This is a genomic window from Mycoplasma sp. CSL7491-lung (assembly GCF_018913965.1).
Classification (GTDB): domain Bacteria; phylum Bacillota_I; class Bacilli_A; order Mycoplasmatales; family Metamycoplasmataceae; genus Mycoplasmopsis.
This window is the reverse complement of sequence record NZ_JAHMHG010000001.1, coordinates 203,320-228,383: the sequence shown is the minus strand read 5'-3', so window position 1 is coordinate 228,383 and position 25,064 is coordinate 203,320. Positions and strand designations below refer to the sequence as shown.

Here is a 25,064-nt window from a genome sequence, read left to right as displayed (position 1 = left end):
AATTGATACACTCAGAAATTCATTGTCTAAATTCGAAATTAAAAATATCACAGACGAAGAATTGCTTAATAATTTAAGTAACCTATATTCCTTAGAAGGTGATGATTCTAATGAAACTAACTAATACTCAAAATAAAGCAATTTCTCAACTATTAAAACATTTTAATAATTCATACACTGAAAATAAATCTAAAATAGTTGAATTTAAAGCTCCGACAGGTTCTGGTAAAACTTTTATGATTGCTAACTTTATTGATCAAGCAATAACTATTAATAAACAAAGGTATAATAAACCTATTGTTTTTGTAGTTATGACATTATCTAATGCTGAATTACCTAAACAAATGGAAGATAATTTTAACGAATATAAATTCTATTTAGAAAACAGATATGACATTATTTTCGAAAGAAAAGAATCTCCGTCAAGTTCTAAAAACAAAGTTAAGGATGCTGATTATACTTTTAGAGTAGAAACTAATAAAGTTTTTATCCTAGGAGCATCTTCGTTTGGTAAAGACAGAATTTATACTGAACAAGGTATTTTAGATAAGTTTATCTCGGAAATTTCAAATAACTACTTTGTTATCTTTATCCGTGATGAAGCCCATATCGGGACAAAAGAATCATGAATCAAAGGCAAAAACATAAAAGAAGCCGAATACTTTTATGAAAAAATGATGAATGCTTCTAATTTTCAAATTAATATGACTGCTACACCTAAAGGTATCTACGAACAAGTTAAAATCAGTGAAAACGAACTCAAAGAAGATGATATTAAACTGCTTAAAACCACAGGTCATTTAAATCAAGGTTTATCAGAAATTAATAACGAACAACTTGATGATTTACGACTATTAGATATTGCATGTAATAAATTTAATCAAATTAAACAAAAATATATTACCGAAAAAGGATTGATAGATAATATCAATCATGCTATGTTGATTCAAGTGAATGACAAAAAAGCGGACAATACTAATTTTGATCAAAAAATAAAAAAAATAATTCAAAAATTAGAAGAACATAATCTTACTTGAGCTAAATACTTTTCTTCGGAAAAAATTGACTCAAATATGCGTGGTCAAATCTCTTTAAGAGAGATTTCTAAAAAGAGTTCAGATATCGATGTAATAATCTTTAAAGTTGGTCCAGTAACGGGTTGAAATATTCCGCGTGCTTGTATGTTAGTTCAACTACGTAATGTATCTTTAGATAGTTTAAGTATTCCAACTCTTGGTCGCATCAAACGTAATCCAAGACCAGGTTTTAATTTTAAAGATGATTCACTGCTTATCAATATTGAGTTTATTCTAATATTGATAATATTGATAAAATCAATAAAGATAGGGAATTAAGTTCATACAAACTTAATAAAGAGAGTTTAAATGATAAGTTTTACTACGGAGAAATTAATAAAGAAGTTGAAAAAATAAATATTGATTTAAGTCAACAAATTATTGAATTTATTAAAAGAAACACTAATAAATTATTAAGTAATTATCAATTCTATTTAAAAGAGTATCAAGAAAAAGGTTATTTACCAATAAAAGAAGAAAAAATAGTTGAAAAAGAGAAAAACGTAGAATATCAACTTGTTAATTACAAGATCAATAATATTGTTGAACTAACAAAATTTGTTAAAGAATTTCAAAGCAAGCTTTCAAACATTATAAACCTAAAACAAGTTAGAATGTTGAATGAATATTTTGATAAAGAATATAGTGATTATATTAATTTACTGCTTTGATATTCTTTTATCAAAAGAGTTTGTCCTAGGCGTTAAAAAATACATTTTAGAACAACAAAAAAAGAAATTGGTAAACGTGATATTCGTGAGTTTAAGCTAATATACGATAAACAACTTCCTTCAGATATTAATTTTGAAATTTCTGATGAAGAATTTAAAATTGAATTTATCGAACAAGACTTAAAATATCAATATGAATTAATTGCTTTACTAGAATCCAAAAATAAAAAACATCTTCATTATTATGACTCTAAAAATGAAATAAGTTTTATTAATGGTATCATTCATTTGTTTAAAAGTGATCTTAAAGAAAATAAATACTCAAATATCTCACTATATCGTAACCCTGTAAGCAGTGGTATATTTTATGAATATTATGATGAAGATAGTAATATCAAGCGCCAATTTCCAGATTTTATTTTAGTTTATAAAACTAATAAAATCGAACATCAAGTTAATGTTGAGATTAAATATTTTAATAATGATTATGATGATTTGAAAACTGACAAAATAATTGATTCATATCAAGGTTATTATAATGAAATTAATAAGTATACAACACCAGTTCAAATTGTATCTTCGGTACTAATTAAAGTAGACAAATCTATTGCAACTTCAAATAAATTTATTATCGCCGGTGGTGGAAGTACAAACACCAAAGTAAATAATAATATCAAACAAAACATTAATACTAATCAAACCATAAAATTTAGCAAAAGATATTTAAAGAAAAAATGAAATTAAGAGTTAATTCTTAATTTCGTTTTTAATTATTCAATAGCCATTTTTTGAACTAAAAATATATTAAATTTTATTTGCATCTTTTAATGATGATAATAAATACTTTCAAAATATTTTTATTAGATATTAATTTAGCATCTTTTTATGCCAAATAAAATAAATTGAATAAAATTTTAATATAATAATTTTGATAATTAAATTTATATTAGGGAGTTTTTAAAATAAAATATGAAAAAATGAAAATTTATATTGGGTACTTTAATACCTTCTATGACTAGTTCACTAGTTTTTGCGGTATCATGCAACGCCAATGAACAAAATAATAAAAAAGCAGATGACCCAGAAGTTATCTATAATAAATCAACAGTTCAGTTGAATAATGAAAATAACGTGCAATCTATTAATGAATTAAAAAACCAAAATTCATTACAAGCTAATACTCTTATTGAAGAAATTCAAAAAGGTATTGAAAAATTAAACGAAATTATTGATAACGAAATCCAACAATTAAATGAAAAAGATAAAGTAGATGAACACTCTTATAGAATATCTGAAAATTCCAAATTTCTAAAATTTTATGCAATAAAGTCTAATAACGGAAATAGTGAAGTACATATAATTAACGAAAACATCTTGCAATATATAAAATCATTTAAAAATAGTTTTGTGTCGGTTGCAAAAGACGCACAAGTCAAAGAAAATGTGAAGTTGATAATCGAAAACGTTCTAAGTATTTTTTCTGATCTTACAATTAGTTTAGGTTTTAGCGCAAAAGAAACTAAAGAAATTATCTCTTATGAAATTTTACCTATATTAAAAGAAATTCTTGATGTTGAAAAAACATTGCAAAAAGCTAATAATCTTCTAGAATTATATAACAGTTTTAAGTTAGGTATAAATACATCAATGCAAAATCCAATGTTTATAATTGATAAACTAAAAGATTTTTTAGGAATTTCGGAAACACTTGAAAGATTAAAAAATATGTATTTAAGCGTGTTTAAGAGACAACCAAAAATAAAAGAACTCATCATTAAGGAGCAAATAAAAGATTCCGATATCGAAGCTTCCATAAGTTCATTATTCACTCCTAAACCAGGTAAAAATTCTGAAGAGATAAATCAAAAAATAATGGTAATTAGAGGAATTTTAGGAAAATTATATAGTTATAATAGAGAATCAAACGGAACAACATCATTTAGATTTAATAGTTTAAATCAAAATGATAAACAATTATTAGTTAATAATTTCAAAGATTTATTGGTCATTAACAATAATTTTATCGGATCAAATGAATTTAAAGGAGAAATAGCCAATTACTTTGCAGGTGTTATAGAAAATATAGCAAATAAAAATCAAATCCCTCAAAAAATAAATACTATTTTAGATTTATTTGATTCTATTAAAAACAGAGTGTCTCAGATATTATTTAGTAGCAGAAACGCTTAATCCTGAAGATATTAAATTGTGTAATTAGATAATAAAAAAATGCAAACTTAAATTTGCATTTTTTAATTACACTAATTGATCAAAAATGTCGTCACCTGTTTCTTCAACAATATCAACGCCAAAGTTTTTAGCAACAATATTACCTAATGTTCCTAAACCTTGGAAGTTAGGTAATACTTTTGGTTTTGTAAACATTTTTGAAAAAATTGTAGCAGGTAAAAATTCTCTTGTATGATTAAATCCTGGATATAAAGGATCATTTCCATGGTCGGAAGTTACAATTAATAAATCATCTTCACGCATTGCGTTAATTAATTTGCCTAATTTAACATCTAATTTAGCAATATTTTCGGCATAACCGTGAACATTACGTCTATGTCCATAGTGTGAATCAAATTGTACTAAATTAGTAAAAATAAATTTGTTTTCTGTCTCTTGTTGTGCTAATTCTATCGTAATATCCATGCCATCTTCATCACCTTGACTTGCGTAGTGAGTACTAATTCCTTGACCAACAAAAATATCGTTGATTTTACCTATCGAAACAACTTCGACACCTTTATCTTGTAGTCTGTTCAAAATCATTTCGCTTGGTTTGTTTGCATAATCATGTCTATTAAATGTTCTCTCAAAACTTCCGAATGTACCGATGTATGGTCTAGCAATAATACGACCTACATTCCATTCAGGACGCGATGAACAAATTTCACGAGCGGCTTTTGCATATCTATATAAATTATCTAATCCTGTTCATTCCTCGTGCGCACATATTTGTAAAACGGAGTCAAGTGATGTATAAACTATTATAGCGCCTCTTTCCTTTTCTTCATGTGCTAATTCATTAATTATTTCTGTACCTGATGAAGATTTATTACCAACAATTGGTCTTCCGTCAAATGCTTTAGATAACTCATCAATCAATTCTTGAGGGAACCCTGTTTCCGTAAATGTTGGAAATGGTGTAACTGTTTTAATACCCATCATTTCTCAATGTCCTGCTAAAGTATCTTTTGCATTAGACACTTCTTGAACTTTAGCCATATATGCTAAAGTTTTTGGCACATGATAGTTACCATTTAAATTTGTAATATTACCTATTCCTAATTTTTTTCATGTGTCAATTTTAAATTCTTCAACCATTGAAGCCGATCTTATTGTATTTGCACCAGCATCACCAAAGAATTTTTGATCTCTATCAGGACCAATACCTAGACCGTCTGTTACAATCATAAATATACGTTTAAATTTTGCCATATATTAACTCCTTTTTGTATTTTTTAATATACATTTAATTTTACTCTTATAATTGAAAAAAATATATTTTATTTTGTTTTGATTTTTAAATTTTAAAAATAAAAAATGATATAATAATTACATTAAAAATACAAAAACACAATTTTAGGGGGAAAAAAATGAAAAAAGTACTATTTTTGGAAGGATCATTAGATAATTCAAACAACTCATATTCAACAGTTGCTATGAATAAATTATATGAAAAATTAGTTGCAGAAGGTCACCAAGTTGAAAAATTTAACTTAAACGAAACACACTCAAAAGTATTTTTAACAAACTCAACATGAAAAACATACTTTAACGATATTAAAAGTGATTTTTGAATTGACAAACTAAAAGAAATAGATTTATTAGTTATTTCAGAATCAATGACAAACTTTGGGGCAGCAGCCGTTGTTAAAAACTTTATCGATTCAATAGCTGTTGCTAACAAAACATTTTCATATAAATATTCTAAAAAAGGTGATGCTGTTGGTCTATTAGACAAATTAAATGTTTTAGTGGTTGCATCTCAAGGTGCACCACGTGATTGATATCAATGAGGAAGCCATATAAGTTGATTAGTTGGTACATTTAACTTCTTAGGAGCAAAAAAAGTTGATACAATTGAAATTACAGGCACAAAAACAGCATTATTTAAAGACACAAATCCTGAAAAATACTACGAAGAAAACAAAGAATTATTTGATTCTAAATTAAAAGAATTTGACTTATAGTATTAAAAAAGTTCCTTGATAATTACAAGGAACTTTTTATTCAATTATTTTTTATCATCTACGTATACAATTGTAAAACGTAAAGGTGTCCCGCCATTTTGCTCATCAAACAAAATTTTTACTCATCTTTTAGAACCGAATGTTGATGCTAATTTTTCTGATCTAGCATATCTAGCTAAATCAAAATTTTGCAATGCTACTTGGTTTTGAAATAACGACGGATAAATATATGAATATGTAAAAATTGCAACATCAGTTTTTTGTTTATTTTTTGGAATTTCTTGGTCTCCATCTTTAACTTGTGTTGAAAAAGAAATTTTTAAAATAATGCCTTGTTTAGTTAATAAGTAAGCATCATATTCAAGATTTTCATCCATAACATTTTCTTCGATAACATATTGCAAAACTTCATTTGTTGTTGGACGATTAAAGGCGCTTGTTTCTAAACTGCTTTTTTGTATGTCTTGACTTAATGCCTCTAATGTACCTTGAAATTGATCAAAAGCATCGTATAGAGCAAATGTAAATCTATCTAAATTAAATAAAAATCAAAGTCAATTTCTTGAAAATAATTCAGATAATTTTGCACGATAATCTTTTAGACCAATTACTTTTTTACTTGAAAAAAAGCTATCATCTGAACGATACATTGCAACAACATTATTACCATAAAGTAAATAATCTTTTATTTCAGTTAAATAATTATCACTTATTTCTCTTTGTTTTTTAATATAAGCTTTTTTACTTTTTTCTGTTTTAAAGGCCAAATTTAATAAAGAGTTTACATATTCATATTTTAAGAAAATGTCCCATTTGTCTTCTTTTATTTCTTTAGTAACAATTTGACTCATTTTTGTTTCGTTAGATATATTTTGTGTTTTTTGGCATGAAACAGCAATTGTCGGAACTAAAGCCAAAATTGGAGAGAAAATAAATCATTTTTTAATTTTTTTCATTATTTACCACCTTTATAAACTAACGCACCAAGTGCTGGAAAACCAAAATTATCTATCACTTCTTTTTCAAATGAGTCGAAACCTTGTTGTTGACGATGAATAATACCATTATGATAAGCATCAGATACTAATTTAATAGATATATTTTGTGTTCTCGATCTTGAAAAATAAACAATCTTATCAAAAGTTAAAATTTTGTTTTCCTCGTTATTCTTAGAAATTAATACTCTTATTAATATTCTACCTTTCCTTAAGTAATAAACGTCATTTGGAGATTCAAAAGATTCATCACCTTCCTTTAATTGGTCTCAATAATTATCAAAGAATTTTAAATCATCAGGTCTTGATTGTTTTTTTAAACGACTAAAAAATTCTTCTGTGTGTTTAGCAGTTTCTATTTCCGGAAATGTTCATCAACTTGAATAAGTTCAACTGAATTTATCTATATTTTTAAATATAAATAATCAATTATTTGTGTAAAAATTTCTTAATTTATTTAATCCTTCTTCGGTTTTAAATTCTAAATAACTTTTACTTAATTCATCAAACTGATTAAATAATTCATTTTCTTTTTTTTGTGAATTTAAAAAATTAACTTTTCCAATTTCATCATCTCTAAACCTTAAATTAACTAAATTTTCAATAATTTCGTTTGTTGAAACTTCATGTGGGTTTAAAGTGTTAGGAACAAACTCAAAACCAGTTGGAATATTGCTCTTTAATTTTGAACTTTCACTAATATTTATGCATGAAGCAAGAGAAAAGAAAATTGGTAAAGTTCCCAATAAAGAAATTCTTAAAAAATTTTTTTTAATTTTACTCATCTATAAACCTCATACTAAATCTATATATATTTAGTCCGTCTTTATTGATTTCATCTAGAGCTGATGTAAAATGTCCGTTATATTGATATATAGCTTGAAATTCCATATATTTTTCGTCGTTATGATCGCTTAAGAAGGATTCATCGTTAAATGTCTCGCCTTCTGATTCGGCGTCCCCTTTTGCATATTCATACTCATTATTAAATTCTTCTAGACGTTTTTGATAAATTAAGTTTTCTAAATTTTGTAATTGTTCTTCAATATTATTCGAATCATTTAAAATTAATAAATCTGTCATAATTTGAATTTTAGGGACTCCATTTTCTTTAAATTTTCAAATTTTAACTGCCTTATTGTTGTCATAAATTAAATATCAAGATTCTTTATCGGTATAAGCGTTGCTATTTTTTAACATATCAATATCTTGATAATTAATCTTAATTAATTTTGTAGGGTTAATATTTTTAATATTGATAGTTAATGAACCAAAATCTTTTTTAACTTGATCGAAATACTCTTTTTCCTTATCAAAAGCACGATATTTATCTCCGTATGGGTTATATATATACTTAAAATGTGAAATATTATTTAGTGTTCAATATCAATCATTTGACAATGCATTTTTAATTACATCTTTAGATTTGTTGGCTAAATAATTATAATCTCCATTTTTATGAACACTATTAGTAATAAAAATAGGATCATAAACAAATGCATATTTTAATTCGTTATATTTAGCATCTGATTTATTTTCTTGTTGAAAAACATATATATTTTTTTCATTTTCATTATCATTTGTGAAAAAATTTAAAATAGTTTCAATAGAAGAGTTTTTATAAAAATAATTTTTCTCTTTTTTATTGAATGAGTTTATTTGATTTTTTTGCTCGTTACTACTTATACAACTAATAACACTTATTGGTAAAATAAATAAACTAGCACTAACTAGAAATAACTTTTTCATAAAACAACGCCTCTAAAGATTCTTTTTTATGACCTGAATATAATATTTTACCATTATGAATAAGCGTTACAGAATCAACATATTTATCTATTTCTGCTAAAACATGAGAACTAATTAAAATTGTAATTTTTTCTTTATCATTAATGTTTTTTAGTAATGAAAATAATTCAAATCTTGCACTAGGATCTAAATTAGCGGCTGGTTCATCCAAAATTAATAATTTAGGATTATGTAACAAAGCTTGAATTAATAAAACTTTTTTCTTTTGGCCTGAAGAGAAATTATATGGTTTTTCGTTAATTAAATTTTCAATATTAAAGAACTTCAAATAGTGGTAAATTCTTTCTTTAGCAACTTCTTTTTTGATGTTTGATAAAATAGATAAATTATATAAATAGTTATAAACTGTTAATTCTTTCGGGAATACGGCAACTTCAGGAACATAACCTAATATTTCGCGCGCCTCTGCATTTTTAACATCAATATTATTGATTAAAACATTTCCTTGGTAATTTGTATATGCACCAATTATTGTCTTAATTGTCGTTGTTTTACCAGCACCATTTTCACCTATAAAAGCATGAAATGCTCCGGCATCTATAGAAAAACTAATTTCATTAATTCCACGATTAGATTTTAAAAATATTTTTTTTAAATTCTTAATTTCTAAAATTTTTTTCATAACTATTTAAATTCCTTTCTTTTGTATAGGACAAATACGGATGCAAATAGCCCTGAAATAATTATTATTCATAATATAAAGTAGATATTTTTGTTTACTATTTGTTTTTCTCTATTTATAGAAAATAACTGATCTTCAGATTGAAATAAATAATTACTATTACTATCGATTAAATCATATCTAATTAAAACTTTATTTTCTTTTACAAATAGTTTTTTTTCGAAACTTTGATATCCTCCGATTAAGTATTTAAACCCTGCAACGTTTAATTCGATCCTATTATCGCCAAAAGAATCTGGTTTTTCTTGATCAACGATAACCGCTTCAAAAATATCACTATCTTGATAATTAAAATAAATAAAATTAAATATTGCTACCGCAAAATAAAGTTTTCTCTCTATTTCGGACTGTAACTTTTTATCTTTAATCGCGTGTTCATCAAACAATACTAAATTAGAATTAGAGTATTGATTAATTTGACTTTCGTTATTATTAACAAAAGACGAAATAGTATCAAATAATTTTCATTTTAATTGAACAACATCAATTATTTCGTCACCATTATCTACTTCACTTTTAAAATTATTAACAAATTCTCTAGCTATAAAATTAAATGACGGATCTTGTAAAACTTCATAAACATATCTTCATTTTAATTTACCTACCAAATTGTTTTCAGCAGAGAACTCCGAGTTATCTTCAGGAAAAGAAACATCTACACTTGAAGCGTCTTCTCTTGCATAAATAATATCAGTGTTAATACTATTTGGAATTACAGAATTTGATTTTAATAGTCCAGGAACTATATATTTTTGTGAGTTTTGGTTTTTGTTTGTTACATTAAATTTCTTTTGATCTACATTTTGATCTAATTTATATTTAAATAAAATGCTATCTAAATTATTATAATAAACATAATTATCTTGATTTGAAAAACTATTTTTACTAATAGATTCAAATACGTTTTGATCATTAAAATTAAAAATATCTAACAATTGGTAAGGAGTAGATAATCATGAATAGATTTGTCACTCATTTGATGATTTATTAGCAATATTCATAACTTCTTTTAAATAATTAACTTGTTCTTGGGTAAATTTTTTATTTTCATAACCATTTGGTATCAATAATAACTCATCTTTATTGTTATTCATGAAATAAGGTTCCACATTGACCTCATTGCCCGAAAAATGATAAGGGTATTTTTTATTTATATAGTATGCAGCATTATTTACATTTGTAGTAGCGTTAGAAGAAAGTAATGAACCCCCTAATGCTAAAGGGATAAAAAATACTAGCGGTAATGTAATTGATATTTTTTGACTGAGTTTATAACTTATTAAAGAAGTTATTAAACCAATCAATAAATAGGTTACTAACCCTACAACAAAAAATAATAATGAATAAACAAAAAGATTTACCGAAGAATATAATGCATATGTAGAAATAAATGCTGATATGAATAAAATTGATGACCAAATTAATCCAAAATAAATTAGAGTTAATAATTTCCCTAATACAAAATTATTCCTTGAAATAGGTTTAGATAAACCGACTAATTCTAAACCCTCTTCTTCAAAATCTTTAAAAATATTCAAAGACTTAATCGATGAAAATAAAACTGTTGTAATTAGAATTCCAAATATGTATAAATGTGATGAAAGTGGCAAGTATTTTTCGCTTATAACAAACTTAAATACAAAACCAATAATAAAAGAAACGATTAAAGTTAAAGATGGAATAATGATTGAACTTTTCTTCTTAAACACAGTATTAAAAGCAAATTTTGAATATTTAAATGCCGATGTTTTCATATTTTAACCTTTCTAAACAATAATATGAATTAAATGATGAAATAATTTTGTAACTTGTTGTATACAAAATTATTTCTTATGAATTTTTATTAAAAAATCTTTAAATTATAAATTAGAACAAAAAGGACTAGTAAATAAAATTATTTAGATAAATTTATGTAATTGTGGTTTTTTATAAATTAATTTTTTTACAAATCTAAATTATTATATCATTAATTAACTGATTTTATTTTTCTTTTTTAATTTGAATCATTACTTATAAAAAACACCTTAGATTTAAACTAAGGTGTCATATATTATTTTTTATTATATGTATCAATTCTCAATAATGTTTTTTTGAGTTTTAATTCCATGCTATATGCATCTGCTGCACTATATTTGTTTTCACGAAGTTTATTTTCCAATTGATCTCTTTCTTTTATTGCACGTTCAATATCTATGTCTTTAACATTTATAATATCATCTGTTATAATATTAATTTTATCCTTAAGCACATAAATTAACCCGCCACCTATGAAAAATTTTTCGGTACCAGGTTTATTTTCTCAACCAATTGTTAATGTTCCTATTTCAATATTTGAAAACATTGTTGAGTGTCCCGGTTGAATTCCTATATAACCACGTGACATTTTAAGTGTAATAATCTCAACATCATTTTCATAAAAAATACCTGAAGGAACAGTTATTTTTAAATACATTTTAGACATTATTTTTTATTAAATCTTGCGATAACATCATCGATGCTTCCTGCATATCTGAATAAATCTTCAGGATATGAATCGTATTTACCTTCTAAAATTTCCTTAAAGCTTCGTATTGTATCTTTTAGTGGCACATATGCACCTTTAATACCTGAAAACTTCTCTGCAACTGTAAACGGTTGAGATAAGAAGTTTCTGATTCTTCTTGCACGAGCCACTATTTTTTTATCTTCTTCTGATAGTTCACCCATACCTAAAATTGCAATAATATCTTGTAACTCTTTAAATCTTTGTAAAATAGATACTACTTTTTGTGCGACATCATAATGTTCAGCACCAACCACAAGTGGATCTAATAATCTAGATGATGAGTTAAGAGGGTCAATCGCCGGGTAAATACCTAAAGAAGCTATACCACGGTCTAAAACTGTTTTAGCATCTAAGTGAGTAAATGTTGTTGCAGGCGCCGGATCAGTTAAATCATCAGCAGGAACATAAACCGCTTGAACAGATGTTATTGAACCTCTTCTAGTTGAAGTAATACGTTCTTGCAAGGCGCCCATTTCTGTTGCTAATGTTGGTTGATAACCAACAGCTGATGGCATACGACCTAATAAGGCTGACACTTCCGAACCAGCTTGTGTAAATCTAAAAATATTGTCAATGAATAATAAAACATCTTGATTTTGTTTATCTCTAAAATATTCTGCCATTGTAAGACCGCTAAGCGCAACTCTCATACGAGCACCTGGAGATTCGTTCATTTGACCAAAGACTAATGCTGTTTTATCTAAAACACCAGCGGCATTCATTTCATGGTATAAATCATTACCTTCACGAGTACGTTCACCAACTCCCGCAAAAACAGAAAGCCCATTATGTTGTGTTGCAATATTGTTGATTAATTCTTGAACAAGAACTGTTTTACCAACCCCTGCACCACCAAAAAGACCAATTTTTCCACCTTTTGCGTATGGTATTAATAAATCAATAACCTTAATACCTGTTTCTAATATTTCTGAAGATGTTTTTTGTTCTTCATAACTTGGAGAAGGGGCATGAATAGGCATTCGCTCAACATCTTCATCCATTGGTTTATCATCAATAGGATTACCTAAAACGTCAAACATTCTACCTAAAACTGCATTACCAACCGGCACAGAAATAGCACGTCCTGTATCTAAAACTGTCATTCCTCTACGAAGCCCGTTTGTTGAGCCCATTGCAATTGTACGAGCTGTATCATCACCAATATGTTGTGCAACTTCAAAAGTATAAACTTGATCTTCGTGCTTGATAGTTAAAGCGTTTAATAATTTAGGTAATTTACCTTCTTGAAAACGCACGTCAACTACCGGACCAAGAATTTGTACTATTGTACCTTCGTTTCTTATCATAAATTCTCCTTAATTAAGTTGCGTCTGCACCAGCAACTATTTCTGTTAATTCTTGTGTTATTTTACTTTGACGTTCTCTGTTGTATTCTAATTTTAAATCCGAAATTAATTCTGTAGCATTGTTTGTTGCGTTTTCCATCGCATTACGTCTTGAAGCTGTTTCTGAAATTTTCGAATTTGAACTTAAACAATAAATAGTACTTGCTAAAAACAATGGAACTGAAGAAGAAAGCACTGTTTCTGCATTTGGCTCAAACTCAATTACAGAACTACTTGTTTGAACATTCTCTTTTTTAGTAAAATCAAACGGAAAAATTTGTTGACATAATGCATCTTGATTTATATTATTAATAAATTTTGTATAAACTAAATTAATTGAATTAATTTCTTTGTTTTTGTATAGCTCCATAGCTAATTTTGAAATTTCTGAAGCTAATTTATATGGCATTTTATCCCCAATATTTGAATATTGTTTTATAACTTGTGATTTTAAGGAACTAGATGCCAATAAACTAATCCCTTTTCCTCCTAAAACTATGATTTGATCGTATTCAGAAACTTTATCACGTAATAATTGAAAAGCATTGTGATTATACGAACCACATAAACCTAAATCACTAGTTACTAAAATAAATAATTTGCTTTTTACATCTGAATTCTTTGGAAAAATAGCATAAAAGTCATTTTCGTCAATATTAGCAATTAATTGGTCGAAAGTTTCTTGCAATGATTCTTGATAAGAAATAATATTTATATAGTCATTTCTCATTTTTCTTAATTTTGAAGTAGAAACAAGTTCCATTGCATTAGTAATTTTTTGTGTGTTGCTAACAACATTAATTCTATTTTTTAAGCTATTTAAATTAGGCATCTTTTAAACTATATTTTTCTGGCATTTGTTTATGTAAGTTTGGATTATATTCCGGTATTGTAGCAACAATATCATTTACTATTTTAACGACTGTATTTTCAATTAATTTATAATCTTCTTCTGTAATTTTACCTTGTTCTGAGATTCTACTTACCAATGATAAACCGACACTATCTGTTGTTGCTCAATTAATTATATTGTCACGATATTCGTGAATGTATTCTTTAGGTAAAGGGTTTATAATTCTTTCTTTAACACCTACAAGTAAAATTGATTGAATTTCTTGTTTTATTGGTGAATATTGTTCTTGTCTTAATAGTTCATAAACTTTTGCACCATGATCAAGAATTGTTTTTGTAGATTCATCTAAATCTGATCCAAATTGAGCAAATGCTAACATTTCATTATATTGAGCCAATTCTAACTTCAGAGAACCTACAACTTGTTTCATAGCTTTTGTTTGAGCTGAAGAACCAACCCTAGAAACACTAAATCCAATATCTACCGCAGGTCTTTGACCAGAATTAAATAAACTTTCTTTTGTAAAAATTTGACCATCAGTAATAGAAATTACGTTAGTAGGTATATAAGCTGAAATATCACCTTGTTGAGTTTCAATAATCGGTAATGCTGTAATTGAACCACCACCGAAGTTCTTATTCAATCTTGCGGCACGTTCTAATAATTGAGAGTGTAAATAGAAAACATCACCAGGATAAGCTTCACGACCAGGAGGTCTTCTTAAAAGTAATGATAATGTTCTATAAGCGATAGCGTGTTTTGATAAATCATCATAAACGATTAAAACATCTTCACCTTTAAACATTCATTCTTCTGCAATTGTAACACCAGTGTAAGGCGCAATATATTGTTGTGGCGCTAGCTCGCTAGCTCCAGCCACAACTATTGTAGTGTATTCTAATGCTCCAGAATCTGATAATTTTTGAACTATTTGAGCAACTGTTGAATTCTTTTGACCAATTGCGACATAAACACATTTAACATTTTTATCTTTTTGATTAATAATTGTATCAATTGCAATTGCTGTTTTACCGGTTTGACGGTCACCGATAATAAGTTCTCTTTGTCCTTTACCAATCGGAATCATGGTATCAATTGCTAAAATACCTGTTTCCATAGGTTGATTAACTTCTTTACGGCTCATAACACCGGAAGCTGTTTTAAATATTTCTGATTTTTTAGTTGTGATAATTGGACCTTTACCATCAATTGGATTCCCTAGTGCGTCTACGACTCTACCTAAAAGTTCATCTCCGACACTAATAGAAATAACTTCACCAGTTCTTCTAACAGAATCTCCTTCAGAAACTGAATTAGCATCTCCAAAAAGAGCGACACCAACTGTTTCTTCTTCTAGGTTAAGAGCAAGCCCAAAAACACCATTGTCAAAAGTAACAATTTCACTATTCATAACTTTTTCAAGCCCGTTAACAAGAGCTATACCATCACCAATAGAGATAACTTTCCCGATCTCTGAACGATCTACATTAGAATTAATATTTTTAATTCTATCTTTAATAATCGCTGAAATATCATCTAATTTGACTGCCATCTAAACCTCCTTTTTATTAATTAAAATATCATTTTTTAATTTATCTAATTCGTTTTTAATGTTATTTTCTAAAACTTCGGTACGGGAAACGATTTTAAAACCGCTAATTAAATTAGGATCCACATGATGTGTAATTCTAACTTTTCTACGAGTATTTTCTTGAAGTTTGTTTTTAATATCTAAAAGTTGTTTTTCGTCGATTGGAAATGCCGAAATAACATCTACAAAACGAATTCTTAATTCGTGATTTGATAGTTTTAGATATTCAATAATTATTTTTTTAAGGTAACTAACAACTTTTCTGGAAACAATGACCTTGATAAAATTAGTAGTTATTCAGTGAAAACCTTTAAAGGCAATATCTATTGTTTCGAATTTATGCATTTCACTAATATCATAATTTGATAAATAATTTATAAAATCTTTGTTATCCGTAAATTCTTTAAGTGTTTCAAATTCTGTTTGTAGAATTTCAAATTTATCTTCCTCTTTAGCTAAATCAAATATAGCAACTGCGTAGGCTGAAATGTGTCTTTTTTCATACATTATAACTCTTCAACCTCTTTATCTGAATTTAAGAATTGATCAATGATTTTATCTTGTGTATCTTTTGAAATTTCACGTTTTAGAATTTTTTCTGATAATTGTGTAGCAATTTCAACAATATATTTTTTAGAATTTAGATCAAATTCTTTTTGTTGCGCACTAATGTCTAATCTTGTTTCATCTAATAAACGTTTTGATTTAATAGTTGCTTGGTTAGTATAAAACTCTGCTATTTTTTCTGCTTTTAATTTAGCTTTTGTAAGGATATTGTCAGCTTGCACGTGCGCATTTTTGAGTTGCGCATTTGCTTCGTTTAATGTTTTAATACTTTCTTCTTTTTTACTGATCGAATCATCTATATTGTTTTGAATAAAATCATGACGATTTTTCATCATTTTTTTAACAGGTTTATATAGAAAATATCATAGTGCAGCAAATACTATTATGAAAGCAAGAATAGTTGCAATCATTAATGGAATACTTGGAAAAATACCTAAAAATTCTTCTTTAAGTTGTTCTCCTGCACTCGGTGTACTACTTGACGCTTCTGCTGCAAATTTATGGAATTTATCGATATTTAATATCATAAGAAAAATACTATTATAATACGAAAAGAATTAATATAGCAATAACGAAAGCATAAATAGCTGATGATTCAGCAATTCCAGCACCAACAATTAACATGTTTCTAACTTTTTTCTCTGCTTCTGGGTTTCTCCCAACAGCTTCAGCTGCTTTACCAGCTGCATAACCTTGTCCAACCCCTGTTCCTATAACACCGATAGCTGCTAAACCAGCACCGATTGCTAATAATCCAGTTTTTAAGTCTGCTCCACCATTGTTAGCCATAACTTCGGCCGCCTTTGATGTTGAGTTTGAAGCTTCTTCTGCTAATTTTTGAATTGATTCTATAATCATTTTTTCTCCTACTTTTATTTTATTAATATATATGTTCTACTTTATTTTTTTTCATATTTTTAAAAATTTTATAAGTAAACTTTTTCGGTTTTTCTTCTGGAACTTCCGATTCCATCTTTCAATATACTATTGTTAACAGCGTGAAAACTATAGCTTGCAACACTGCCCCAAATATATCGAAATAAAAATGTAGCACAGGAGTAAAGATAGATCCTAAGTAATAAAATGGTGACCCTCCGATAGTTATATTTCCTACTAAAGCATATACCATTAATAAGATCGCAGCACCACCCATTAAGTTACCATACATACGAGCTGAAAGCGAAATTAAACTACCAAATTTACCAATCAATTCCATCGGATTCATAACATCTTTAATATATTTTCTTTTTCGATGAATTGCACCAGCCACAAAAACACCCATTCATGTCATTAAAGCAAGTGTAAAAGGCACTGAGATTGAACTACCAATTGGTTTTAATCCAATTATTGGTAACAAGTTACCTATAACTAAAAAAGTACCTAAAGTAAAAATATAAAATTTAGCTTTCGGAATTGAACCGTCAGCAACATTATCGAAATTATCATCCAATGCCTTTACATATGATTCTGCTATTAAAGCTACGCCCGTTGGCGACTTATCATTTTTAACTTTTTTAACTTTTATAAAAGCAATAATTGATAGCACCACAATAATTAACACAGTCATAAATAATGACAATAGTTGAGGTAAATTTCAAACTCATAATTTCTCGATTATCTTCATTAAACCTCCTTTTTATTTTTTAAGTATATTGAAGTAAAAATAATACTTATGAAGCTACTTAATAAACCAATAAAGAATATACCTAAATTGATTTGAGCATCAGTAAAATTAACTTCTAATAAGGACTTTGTGCTTTGATTTGAGATTTTATTAATACTTACTATTAAATACATAATTAAGGATAAAATAATAAAAAATATTAACATTTTTAATATATGAGCAATAATTAATATTTTTCTTTTTTTAAGATTAACTGTATTCAAAATCCAGGTAATTTTAAAAAGTAAAAACGAAGTAAAAGACCCTATAGCAAAACCAAATAAAGATCCTCTTATTCATAAATTAATAATGAAAAAAAACGCACTCGAGATAATTAGAAGAGTAATATATATAACATCAAAACTCTTTCTAAAATTGCTCATAGCACTCCTTTGTTTGTGTTTGCTTAAAAGTATTTTATAACTTTTTTTATGTTTTTTGTAAAAAATTTTTAAAAAAAATAAAACGATACTTATTTCGCTTTATTTTAGTGTTTTTTGTCAAATTAAGCTTTATTATTTGAACCGAATTCATGTATTTTAAACTTAACTGTTTCGCACATAGCTTCAAACCCTGGTTTATATAATTTACGTGGGTCAAAGTTTTTGCCTTCTAAGTCTTTTCCACTCAAAATATATTCTCTTAATGCTTTATGGTTTGATTGTTGTAACTCTGTATTAACATTAATTTTTGTAACACCTAAACTAATAGCTTTTTTGATTTGTTCTGAAGGAATTCCACTTCCACCGTGTAATACGATACCGATTCCAGCGGCTGAACTAATTTCTGTTAATGTGTCAAAACTTAATGATTCTCATGTTGTTGGGTATGGACCATGAATATTTCCGATTCCAGCCGCTAAAACATCAATTCCAAGTGAAGCCATTTTTTTAGCTTCTTCAGGATTTGCGAATTCACCATTTCCTACAATTCCATCTTCTTCTCCACCGATTGTTCCTACTTCAGCTTCAAATGACATATTTCTTTTTCTAGCTAATTCTACTAATTCTTTTGTTTTAGCGTAGTTCTCATCAAACGGATAATGTGAACCATCGAACATAACTGATGTATATCCTTCATTTTCGATAGCAGCTTTAACACCTTCATATGAACCATGATCTAAGTGTAATGCAACAGGAATTGTAATTTTTAAGTCTTTTATTAAACCTAAAACCATTCCACTAACTGTATTTAAACCACCCATATATTTCACTGCACCTTCTGATGTTGCAACAATAATTGGTGATTTTTCGGCTTCAGCTGTTAATAAAACAGCTTTTGCTCATTCAAGATTATTAATATTAATGTGAGGAACTGCGTATTTTCCTTCTTTTGCTTTTTTAAGCATTTCTTTTGCGTTTACTAATGGCATCTTTTTTCCTACTTTCTATTTTATTCATTGTTAATTAATTTCTGTTGTACTACTAATTCAAGTACCGTCAAGATTTCTTGTAAATCTCATATCAACAGTTAACAAACGATATAATTCACCCATTTTCTTTTCTTTTATCTTATCAAGGGTAAAATTTTCGTCATCTTCATAGCTTTGAATTCAAACTTCCCTAAGTTCTTCTTCAATTCTTTGGAAAATTTCATCAAATGTGAAAGATCTAGATGTATCAGAAGAAATAACTTCTATAGCTATTTCTAACATTGTTTTATTCTTCATTAATTTTCCTTTCGATACTTTGTGTATTAATTATAAACCAAAAAATGTTTTTTTTAATATTTGTTTAAAAATTACATATTTTCTGGTGCAGTAACACCTATTAAACTTAAACCAAGACGTAAAACAAGTTGAACAACCTTAACTAGATAAGCATATTCAGATTCGTTTTCGTGTCCTTTAAGCTTTGTTTCGGAATAAAAACTATTAAATAATTTAGCTAAATTTAATAAGTATTGACTCATTAAATTAACTTTTGAAGTTTCAACAATTGTTTTAATTAAAGATGGAAACTCATCAATTGCTAAAACTATTTTTTTAGCTTTATAACTTAATTTAAATTCGGCATTTAAGCTCGGAACTATCAAATTATTAAGTAATGAAACTGTTCTAGAGTGTGCATATTGAACAATATAAACTGGATTACTATTATTTGACGAATTTGAAAAATCAATATCAAAATCAAATTTATTATTAATTTCACGAGTTAACATCATAAATCTAATTGCGTCCGGTGAACTAACCTCTAATAAGTCTGACAATGTAACACTTGTTCCTGCTCTTTTAGACATTTTAAATTCTTCTCCGTTTTTTATTAATCTAACTAATTGAATTATTAAAACATCTAATTTTTTTTCATCATATCCTAAAATACTTAATGCTGCTTTCATTCTTTCGACATAACCTGAATGATCGGCACCTCAAATATTAATTAAACGATCCGCTTTCTTAAATTTTGTTAAATGATATGCAATATCAGGAAGTAAATATGTGTTAGCTCCATCGGACTTAATTAAAACACGATCTTTATCATCTTTAAATTCTGTTGTTTTTAAAAATAAAGCACCATCTTTATGATATGTAAATTCTTTCATTTTATCTAGAGCTTCTTCTACTGCTCCGTTTTTTAAAATGGAAAGTTCACTTGAGAAGGTATCAAATTTACTAATGTTTAACTTCGATAAGTCAAACTTAATTTTGTCTAACAAAATATCTTTAACTTCCGTTTTAAATTCATTGTATTTTGAATCAAAATTATCTAAGTAATAATCTCCTTTTTTATTTTTAATTTGCTCTACCGCTCAAGTAATATCTTGTCCTTTGTATGATTCTTCAGGCATATCTAATTCTTTGTCAAATAATCCAAAATATCTTACTTTTGCAGAATTAGCCAATACATTAATTTGATTTCCTGCGTCATTAACATAATATTCTGACTCTACTTTATAACCGGCGTGACGATAAATTTTAATTAAGGAATCTCCAAAAACAGCACCTCTAACATGACCTACATGTAAAAATCCTGTTGGATTAGCAGAAATATATTCGACATTTATTTTAATTGGATCAAATTGGTTTGCACCATAATTAAAGCCTTGTTCATTTGCGTTTAATAATACCTCATTGAAAACTGCATCTTTTAAAATTATATTTATAAAACCAGGGGTTGCTACATCAACTTTAGCAAATACTTCATAATTTAACATTAAAGTATTTGCTAATTCAGTAGCGATATTTAATGGTGAAGTTTTAACAAATTTTTTGAGCAAAAATGCTACATTAGTAGATAAATCATATTTGATTTCTTCATCTTCTAAATGTTCGGGCAAATTTGGTAAACTAATCAAAAAACCTATTTTTTTCGCATCAAATTCTTGTTGAAAAAAATTATTTTTTTGCATTTTTTTTATCGAATCTATAATCAAATCTCTAATTTTTACGTTTAAAAGCATCACTTTCCTCCTACATTGTATTTTAATTATACATTTTATGAAAACATTATATAATAAAAATATGTTAAAAATTTATGTTTGCGGACCAACGGTCTATAACGATGTTCATATTGGTAATATTAGACCAATATTAACATACGATTTAATATTAAAAGCTGCTAGAAATTTAGGTATTGAATTTAGTTTTATTCATAATATAACTGATATTGATGATAAAATAATCAATCGTGCAATCGAAGAAAATACTACAGAAGACGAAATATCTACAAAATATTCAAAACACTATTTAGAAATTTTAAAAAGTCTTAACGTAAACACAATTACACACTTAGAATATGTAACTAAAAATTTAGATACAATTTATGATTTAATTCAAAAAATGATAGACAAAGGAAGCGCTTATAAAATAGGTTCAAATGTTTGATTTGACGTTAATAAAAATATTGAAAATTACGGAAAAGTATCAAATCAACAAATTGATAAAATGAAATTTGAAGATAGTGACCATCAAAAACGTTTTCCTGCCGATTTCGCGTTATGAAAAGACACAAATATAGGTGTAAAATACAATTCTCCTTTTGGATTGGGGAGACCTGGTTGACATACAGAATGTGTCGCGTTAATTTACAAGCATTTTAAAGAAAATGGCGTTGATTTCCACGGTGGTGGGATGGACTTAACATTCCCACATCACGAAAACGAAAATATTCAGTTTTTTAGTATAACAGGTAAGGACTTAAGTAAAAATTGACTTCGCACGGGTCAAATTAATATAAACGGAATTAAAATGTCTAAATCACTTCAAAATGTAATTTTACCTAAAGATTTTATCGAAGCATACTCTGCAGATCATTTGAAAGTTATTTTTTTACTTTCAAACCTAACAAGCGAGATTAATATAGATGAAAACTTATTAAATAACGCTTCTTTATTTTTGAAAAAAATTAAAAAAATATTTTTTGAAGCAACAATAAATAAAATCGATAGAAATTATGATGAAGATTTATTTAAACAAGCAATGAGTTATATTTTTGAGAAAAACTTTTCAAAATTCAATAAGCTTCTTAATGAATTATTCAAGGAGATTAATAAAAATAATTCAAAAATTTACATGGCTACAATTATGAAAATATTTGATAGTTTAGAATTTGATATTTCTAAATTTAATTATAAAGACTATGTTGACTTATATAATCAATGACAGTTGCACTTAAGAAACAAAAATTTTGTTGATGCCGACAAGGTAAGAGAAACATTGATTAAAAACGAACTAATTTAGTAATAAAAAACTACAAAAATTATTAAAAAAGAGGATATAAAATATGGAACAATTATTAGTGTGTGGTAAAAACTCAGTTATAGATGCTTATAATAATAATCAAAAAATTAAATTAATTTATATATCAAAAAAAGAGAATTTAAAATATTTTAATAAGCACAGAGTTAACATTAAAATTGTTGACCATATTTTTTTAAATAGTTTAACTCAAGAAAATCACCAAGGTTTTATTGCTGTACTACCAGGAATTAATTATTTCGATTTAACCAATTTAATTAAGAATAAACCAGAAAATGTACTTGTATTAGATAAAATCCAAGATCCACATAATTTAGGAGCAATAATAAGAACTGCTAATGCAGCAGGAATTAAAGATATAATTTTACCTAAAACAAATGCGGCTCAATTAGATAGTACCGCTTTGAAAGTTTCATCCGGTGGTTATATTGGAATTAATTTTTATAGGGTAAATAGTATTTCTGCTTCTTTAACAAAAATTAAAAAACATGGATATTGAATCTATTCAACAACTTTAAATGAAAAGGCATTTCCACACACAAAAGTAAATTATAATGGGCCAACAGTAATTGTAGTTGGTAACGAAGGGGTTGGAATTTCAAAAAGTGTAGCTTCCGTTAGTGATGAATTCATCTATATTAATCAATTTGGAACAGTACAATCTTTGAACGTATCTGTAGCAACAGGAATTATACTTTTTGATTTAATCAATAAGAAAAATGGATAAGAAAATTGAAATCAATAAACTTTCAAAGTATGTAATTTTATTTTTAAAAATTAACCAAAACAAAAAATATATAACAAAAAACGAAATATTATTTAAATTTCAAAAGATATACTATTCAAATATAGAAATTTTTTGTGCTAAGATTTTTCGGATGACAAGGCCTTATAACATTAGCTGAGAAGAAATATATAATACATTATTATTTGAATCTTTCGAACTAATGCTCAAAGAATATGACGACAAAATACCTTTTGAAAATAAATTTTGAAATAGTTTGAAATTTAATTCACTTAATTCTTTAGGTAAGTTAAAAAGTAGACAAAATATATTTGATAACTACATTGGAAATCACTTAATAAATTATCAAAAATTATTTAATAAAATAAATTATTTAGATTATTTAGATAATATAAATTCAAATGAGAATAGACATTATAAAGAGTTGCTTGTATTACTTTACTCTAAATTAAATAAAATTGAAAAAGAATATATAAACAATATAGATATGCCTATTAAAAATAAATCATGATATTCAAGAAGTAAACAATTAGAAATAATAAATAACATAAGAATTAAATACAATAATATTTGTCAAAGTATTTAATCAATTTTAAACCGACTTAAAAAAGACGTTTTATGGTAAAATACATATATGAAAAATAATAAAGTTTCATTAGCGTGCGAAGAATGCAGAAGAAAAAACTACATAACTAACAAAAGTTTAGGGAATTTAGAACGTTTAATTGTTAAAAAATATTGTGTTCATTGCAAAAAACATACACTTCATAAGGAAGAAATCTAAATGAAAAAAAATAATGAAGAAAAAACATTGAAACAATTAAGAAATAAAAAATATTGAATAAGAAAAACAATAAAAGAAGTCAAACGCGTTAGATGACCTGACGCTAAAACTAATACAATAAACTTTGTTAGAATAATAATTTTTACCGCTATTTTTGCTTTATTTGTCTATGGTGTTACACTAGCATTTACAAAAATTTTAGAAATGATATAAATAACTAGGAGAATTTATGAAAGAAATGAAATGATATATGATTTCAACAATGAGAGGTAAAGAAGAACAAGTTGTTGAAGCTCTAAATAACCGTATAATAGCAGAAGATCTTAAAGAATATTTTGATCAAGAAATTGGAGAAACTGGTGCATTTAGAATTTTTAAAAAACCAAGTTTATCTCAAAAAGAATACCAAAAAAAACTTAATGGATTAGATTATAAAATTAACTACATAAATTTATATCCTGGATATATTTTTGCAAGAATGCATATGACTGATGCGGCATGGTTCTTAGTACGTAATACTCAATATGTAACAGGTTTAGTAGGTTCATCCGGAAAAGGGGCAAAGCCTACACCGGTAAGCAATATTGAAATCAAAAGGATGTTTAAAAGAGAACAAGAAGCTATAAAATCATTCGAAGATGGAGAAGATGTTTTTGGTCTAATTAGCGGAGATATTGTAGAGATAATAAGCGGACCATACATTGGACAAATTGCAACCGTTATTAAAGTTGATAAAAAAGGAAAAGAAGCAACAGTTGTTTTCGAGAAGTTTGGTAAAAACACAGAATTAATCATTGAAATTGATTCATTGAGATTAAGTGAAGATAATTAATAAAAAACAC

At 26.8% G+C, this 25,064-nt stretch carries 27 protein-coding genes; 10 read left to right on the top strand and 17 right to left on the bottom strand.

From position 1 onward, the window contains the following. Positions 1-110: 110 nt before the first annotated feature. The 3 genes from KQ876_RS01060 (at position 111) to KQ876_RS01050 (ending at position 3,937) form a co-directional block, all read left to right on the top strand. Complete coding sequence (locus tag KQ876_RS01060; RefSeq protein ID WP_216489901.1) at positions 111-1,355, top strand: DEAD/DEAH box helicase family protein; 1,245 nt, start codon at positions 111-113, stop codon at positions 1,353-1,355. Positions 1,356-2,035: 680 nt separating this feature from the next. Further along, the gene (locus KQ876_RS01055) at positions 2,036-2,491 is read left to right on the top strand and encodes a hypothetical protein (RefSeq protein ID WP_216489899.1); all 456 of its coding nucleotides are present in this window, start codon (positions 2,036-2,038) and stop codon (positions 2,489-2,491) included. A 225-nt stretch (positions 2,492-2,716) separates the two neighbouring features. Then, on the top strand, positions 2,717-3,937 hold the full coding sequence (locus tag KQ876_RS01050; protein ID WP_216489897.1) for a hypothetical protein: 1,221 nt from the start codon (positions 2,717-2,719) through the stop codon (positions 3,935-3,937). A 66-nt stretch (positions 3,938-4,003) separates the two neighbouring features. Here KQ876_RS01050 and KQ876_RS01045 read toward each other — a convergent pair whose 3' ends face one another. Beyond that, positions 4,004-5,191 carry a phosphopentomutase gene (locus KQ876_RS01045; RefSeq protein ID WP_205851904.1) on the bottom strand — a complete coding sequence of 396 codons (1,188 nt, stop codon included), beginning with the start codon at positions 5,189-5,191 and terminating at the stop codon, positions 4,004-4,006. A 158-nt stretch (positions 5,192-5,349) separates the two neighbouring features. Here KQ876_RS01045 and KQ876_RS01040 point away from each other — a divergent pair, with 158 nt between their 5' ends. Next, positions 5,350-5,946 (top strand): FMN-dependent NADH-azoreductase, encoded by a 597-nt coding sequence (locus KQ876_RS01040; protein WP_205851905.1) that lies wholly within the window; start codon positions 5,350-5,352, stop codon positions 5,944-5,946. Positions 5,947-5,990: 44 nt separating this feature from the next. Here the strand turns inward: KQ876_RS01040 and KQ876_RS01035 are convergent, their stop codons facing one another. From KQ876_RS01035 to argS, 16 genes are all read right to left on the bottom strand, one after another. Further along, positions 5,991-6,902: an aromatic motif membrane protein gene (locus tag KQ876_RS01035; protein WP_216489895.1), complete on the bottom strand. Its 912-nt coding sequence runs from the start codon at positions 6,900-6,902 to the stop codon at positions 5,991-5,993. Then, positions 6,902-7,726: an aromatic motif membrane protein gene (locus tag KQ876_RS01030; RefSeq protein WP_216489893.1), complete on the bottom strand. Its 825-nt coding sequence runs from the start codon at positions 7,724-7,726 to the stop codon at positions 6,902-6,904. The genes KQ876_RS01035 and KQ876_RS01030 overlap by 1 nt, the downstream gene beginning before the upstream one ends. Beyond that, positions 7,719-8,690, bottom strand: coding sequence for an aromatic motif membrane protein (locus KQ876_RS01025; protein ID WP_205852517.1), 972 nt, complete (start codon positions 8,688-8,690; stop codon positions 7,719-7,721). The genes KQ876_RS01030 and KQ876_RS01025 overlap by 8 nt, the downstream gene beginning before the upstream one ends. Beyond that, positions 8,668-9,372, bottom strand: a complete 705-nt coding sequence (locus KQ876_RS01020; RefSeq protein WP_205851909.1) for an ABC transporter ATP-binding protein — start codon at positions 9,370-9,372, stop codon at positions 8,668-8,670. The genes KQ876_RS01025 and KQ876_RS01020 overlap by 23 nt, the downstream gene beginning before the upstream one ends. Before the next feature lie 2 nt (positions 9,373-9,374). Beyond that, positions 9,375-11,186 (bottom strand): ABC transporter permease, encoded by a 1,812-nt coding sequence (locus KQ876_RS01015; RefSeq protein WP_216489891.1) that lies wholly within the window; start codon positions 11,184-11,186, stop codon positions 9,375-9,377. Positions 11,187-11,482: 296 nt separating this feature from the next. Next, positions 11,483-11,893, bottom strand: coding sequence for an ATP synthase F1 subunit epsilon (gene atpC / locus KQ876_RS01010; RefSeq protein WP_308699350.1), 411 nt, complete (start codon positions 11,891-11,893; stop codon positions 11,483-11,485). Beyond that, a complete protein-coding gene (gene atpD / locus KQ876_RS01005; protein WP_205851911.1) occupies positions 11,893-13,284 on the bottom strand; it encodes a F0F1 ATP synthase subunit beta in 1,392 nt (463 codons plus the stop codon). Before atpD ends, atpC begins: the two co-directional genes overlap by 1 nt. Positions 13,285-13,297: 13 nt before the next feature. Further along, positions 13,298-14,155, bottom strand: coding sequence for an ATP synthase F1 subunit gamma (gene atpG / locus KQ876_RS01000; protein ID WP_216489889.1), 858 nt, complete (start codon positions 14,153-14,155; stop codon positions 13,298-13,300). After that, positions 14,148-15,728: a F0F1 ATP synthase subunit alpha gene (gene atpA / locus KQ876_RS00995; RefSeq protein ID WP_205851913.1), complete on the bottom strand. Its 1,581-nt coding sequence runs from the start codon at positions 15,726-15,728 to the stop codon at positions 14,148-14,150. Before atpA ends, atpG begins: the two co-directional genes overlap by 8 nt. Next, positions 15,729-16,274 carry an ATP synthase F1 subunit delta gene (gene atpH / locus KQ876_RS00990; RefSeq protein ID WP_205851914.1) on the bottom strand — a complete coding sequence of 182 codons (546 nt, stop codon included), beginning with the start codon at positions 16,272-16,274 and terminating at the stop codon, positions 15,729-15,731. It abuts the gene before it with no gap. Further along, entirely contained in the window at positions 16,274-16,861 is a 588-nt protein-coding gene (atpF, locus tag KQ876_RS00985) for a F0F1 ATP synthase subunit B (protein ID WP_205851915.1), read from the bottom strand. Before atpF ends, atpH begins: the two co-directional genes overlap by 1 nt. 13 nt (positions 16,862-16,874) lie before the next feature. Further along, positions 16,875-17,192 (bottom strand): ATP synthase F0 subunit C, encoded by a 318-nt coding sequence (gene atpE / locus KQ876_RS00980; RefSeq protein ID WP_205851916.1) that lies wholly within the window; start codon positions 17,190-17,192, stop codon positions 16,875-16,877. Between the two features lie 22 nt (positions 17,193-17,214). After that, complete coding sequence (locus KQ876_RS00975) at positions 17,215-17,958, bottom strand: F0F1 ATP synthase subunit A (protein ID WP_205851917.1); 744 nt, start codon at positions 17,956-17,958, stop codon at positions 17,215-17,217. Between the two features lie 544 nt (positions 17,959-18,502). Then, positions 18,503-19,369, bottom strand: coding sequence for a class II fructose-1,6-bisphosphate aldolase (fba, locus tag KQ876_RS00970; RefSeq protein ID WP_216489887.1), 867 nt, complete (start codon positions 19,367-19,369; stop codon positions 18,503-18,505). 30 nt (positions 19,370-19,399) lie between these two features. Next, positions 19,400-19,666 carry a DNA-directed RNA polymerase subunit delta gene (rpoE, locus tag KQ876_RS00965; protein WP_205851919.1) on the bottom strand — a complete coding sequence of 89 codons (267 nt, stop codon included), beginning with the start codon at positions 19,664-19,666 and terminating at the stop codon, positions 19,400-19,402. Positions 19,667-19,737: 71 nt separating this feature from the next. Beyond that, the gene (gene argS, locus KQ876_RS00960) at positions 19,738-21,396 is read right to left on the bottom strand and encodes an arginine--tRNA ligase (protein ID WP_205851920.1); all 1,659 of its coding nucleotides are present in this window, start codon (positions 21,394-21,396) and stop codon (positions 19,738-19,740) included. 61 nt (positions 21,397-21,457) lie between these two features. On the opposite strand from argS, the gene KQ876_RS00955 reads away from it, so the two are divergent. From KQ876_RS00955 to nusG, 6 genes are read left to right on the top strand one after another with little or no spacing between them, the layout of a single operon-like run. Next, a complete protein-coding gene (locus tag KQ876_RS00955; RefSeq protein ID WP_205852512.1) occupies positions 21,458-22,675 on the top strand; it encodes a class I tRNA ligase family protein in 1,218 nt (405 codons plus the stop codon). 43 nt (positions 22,676-22,718) lie between these two features. Further along, the gene (rlmB, locus tag KQ876_RS00950) at positions 22,719-23,420 is read left to right on the top strand and encodes a 23S rRNA (guanosine(2251)-2'-O)-methyltransferase RlmB (RefSeq protein WP_205851921.1); all 702 of its coding nucleotides are present in this window, start codon (positions 22,719-22,721) and stop codon (positions 23,418-23,420) included. Next, positions 23,413-24,024: a hypothetical protein gene (locus tag KQ876_RS00945; RefSeq protein ID WP_205852511.1), complete on the top strand. Its 612-nt coding sequence runs from the start codon at positions 23,413-23,415 to the stop codon at positions 24,022-24,024. The genes rlmB and KQ876_RS00945 overlap by 8 nt, the downstream gene beginning before the upstream one ends. A gap of 48 nt (positions 24,025-24,072) precedes the next feature. Continuing rightward, positions 24,073-24,222, top strand: a complete 150-nt coding sequence (gene rpmG / locus KQ876_RS00940) for a 50S ribosomal protein L33 (RefSeq protein ID WP_205852510.1) — start codon at positions 24,073-24,075, stop codon at positions 24,220-24,222. Beyond that, positions 24,223-24,435 (top strand): preprotein translocase subunit SecE, encoded by a 213-nt coding sequence (secE, locus tag KQ876_RS00935; protein WP_205851924.1) that lies wholly within the window; start codon positions 24,223-24,225, stop codon positions 24,433-24,435. It begins immediately after the preceding gene. Between the two features lie 16 nt (positions 24,436-24,451). Further along, on the top strand, positions 24,452-25,054 hold the full coding sequence (gene nusG / locus KQ876_RS00930) for a transcription termination/antitermination protein NusG (protein ID WP_205851925.1): 603 nt from the start codon (positions 24,452-24,454) through the stop codon (positions 25,052-25,054). Positions 25,055-25,064 lie beyond the last annotated feature (10 nt).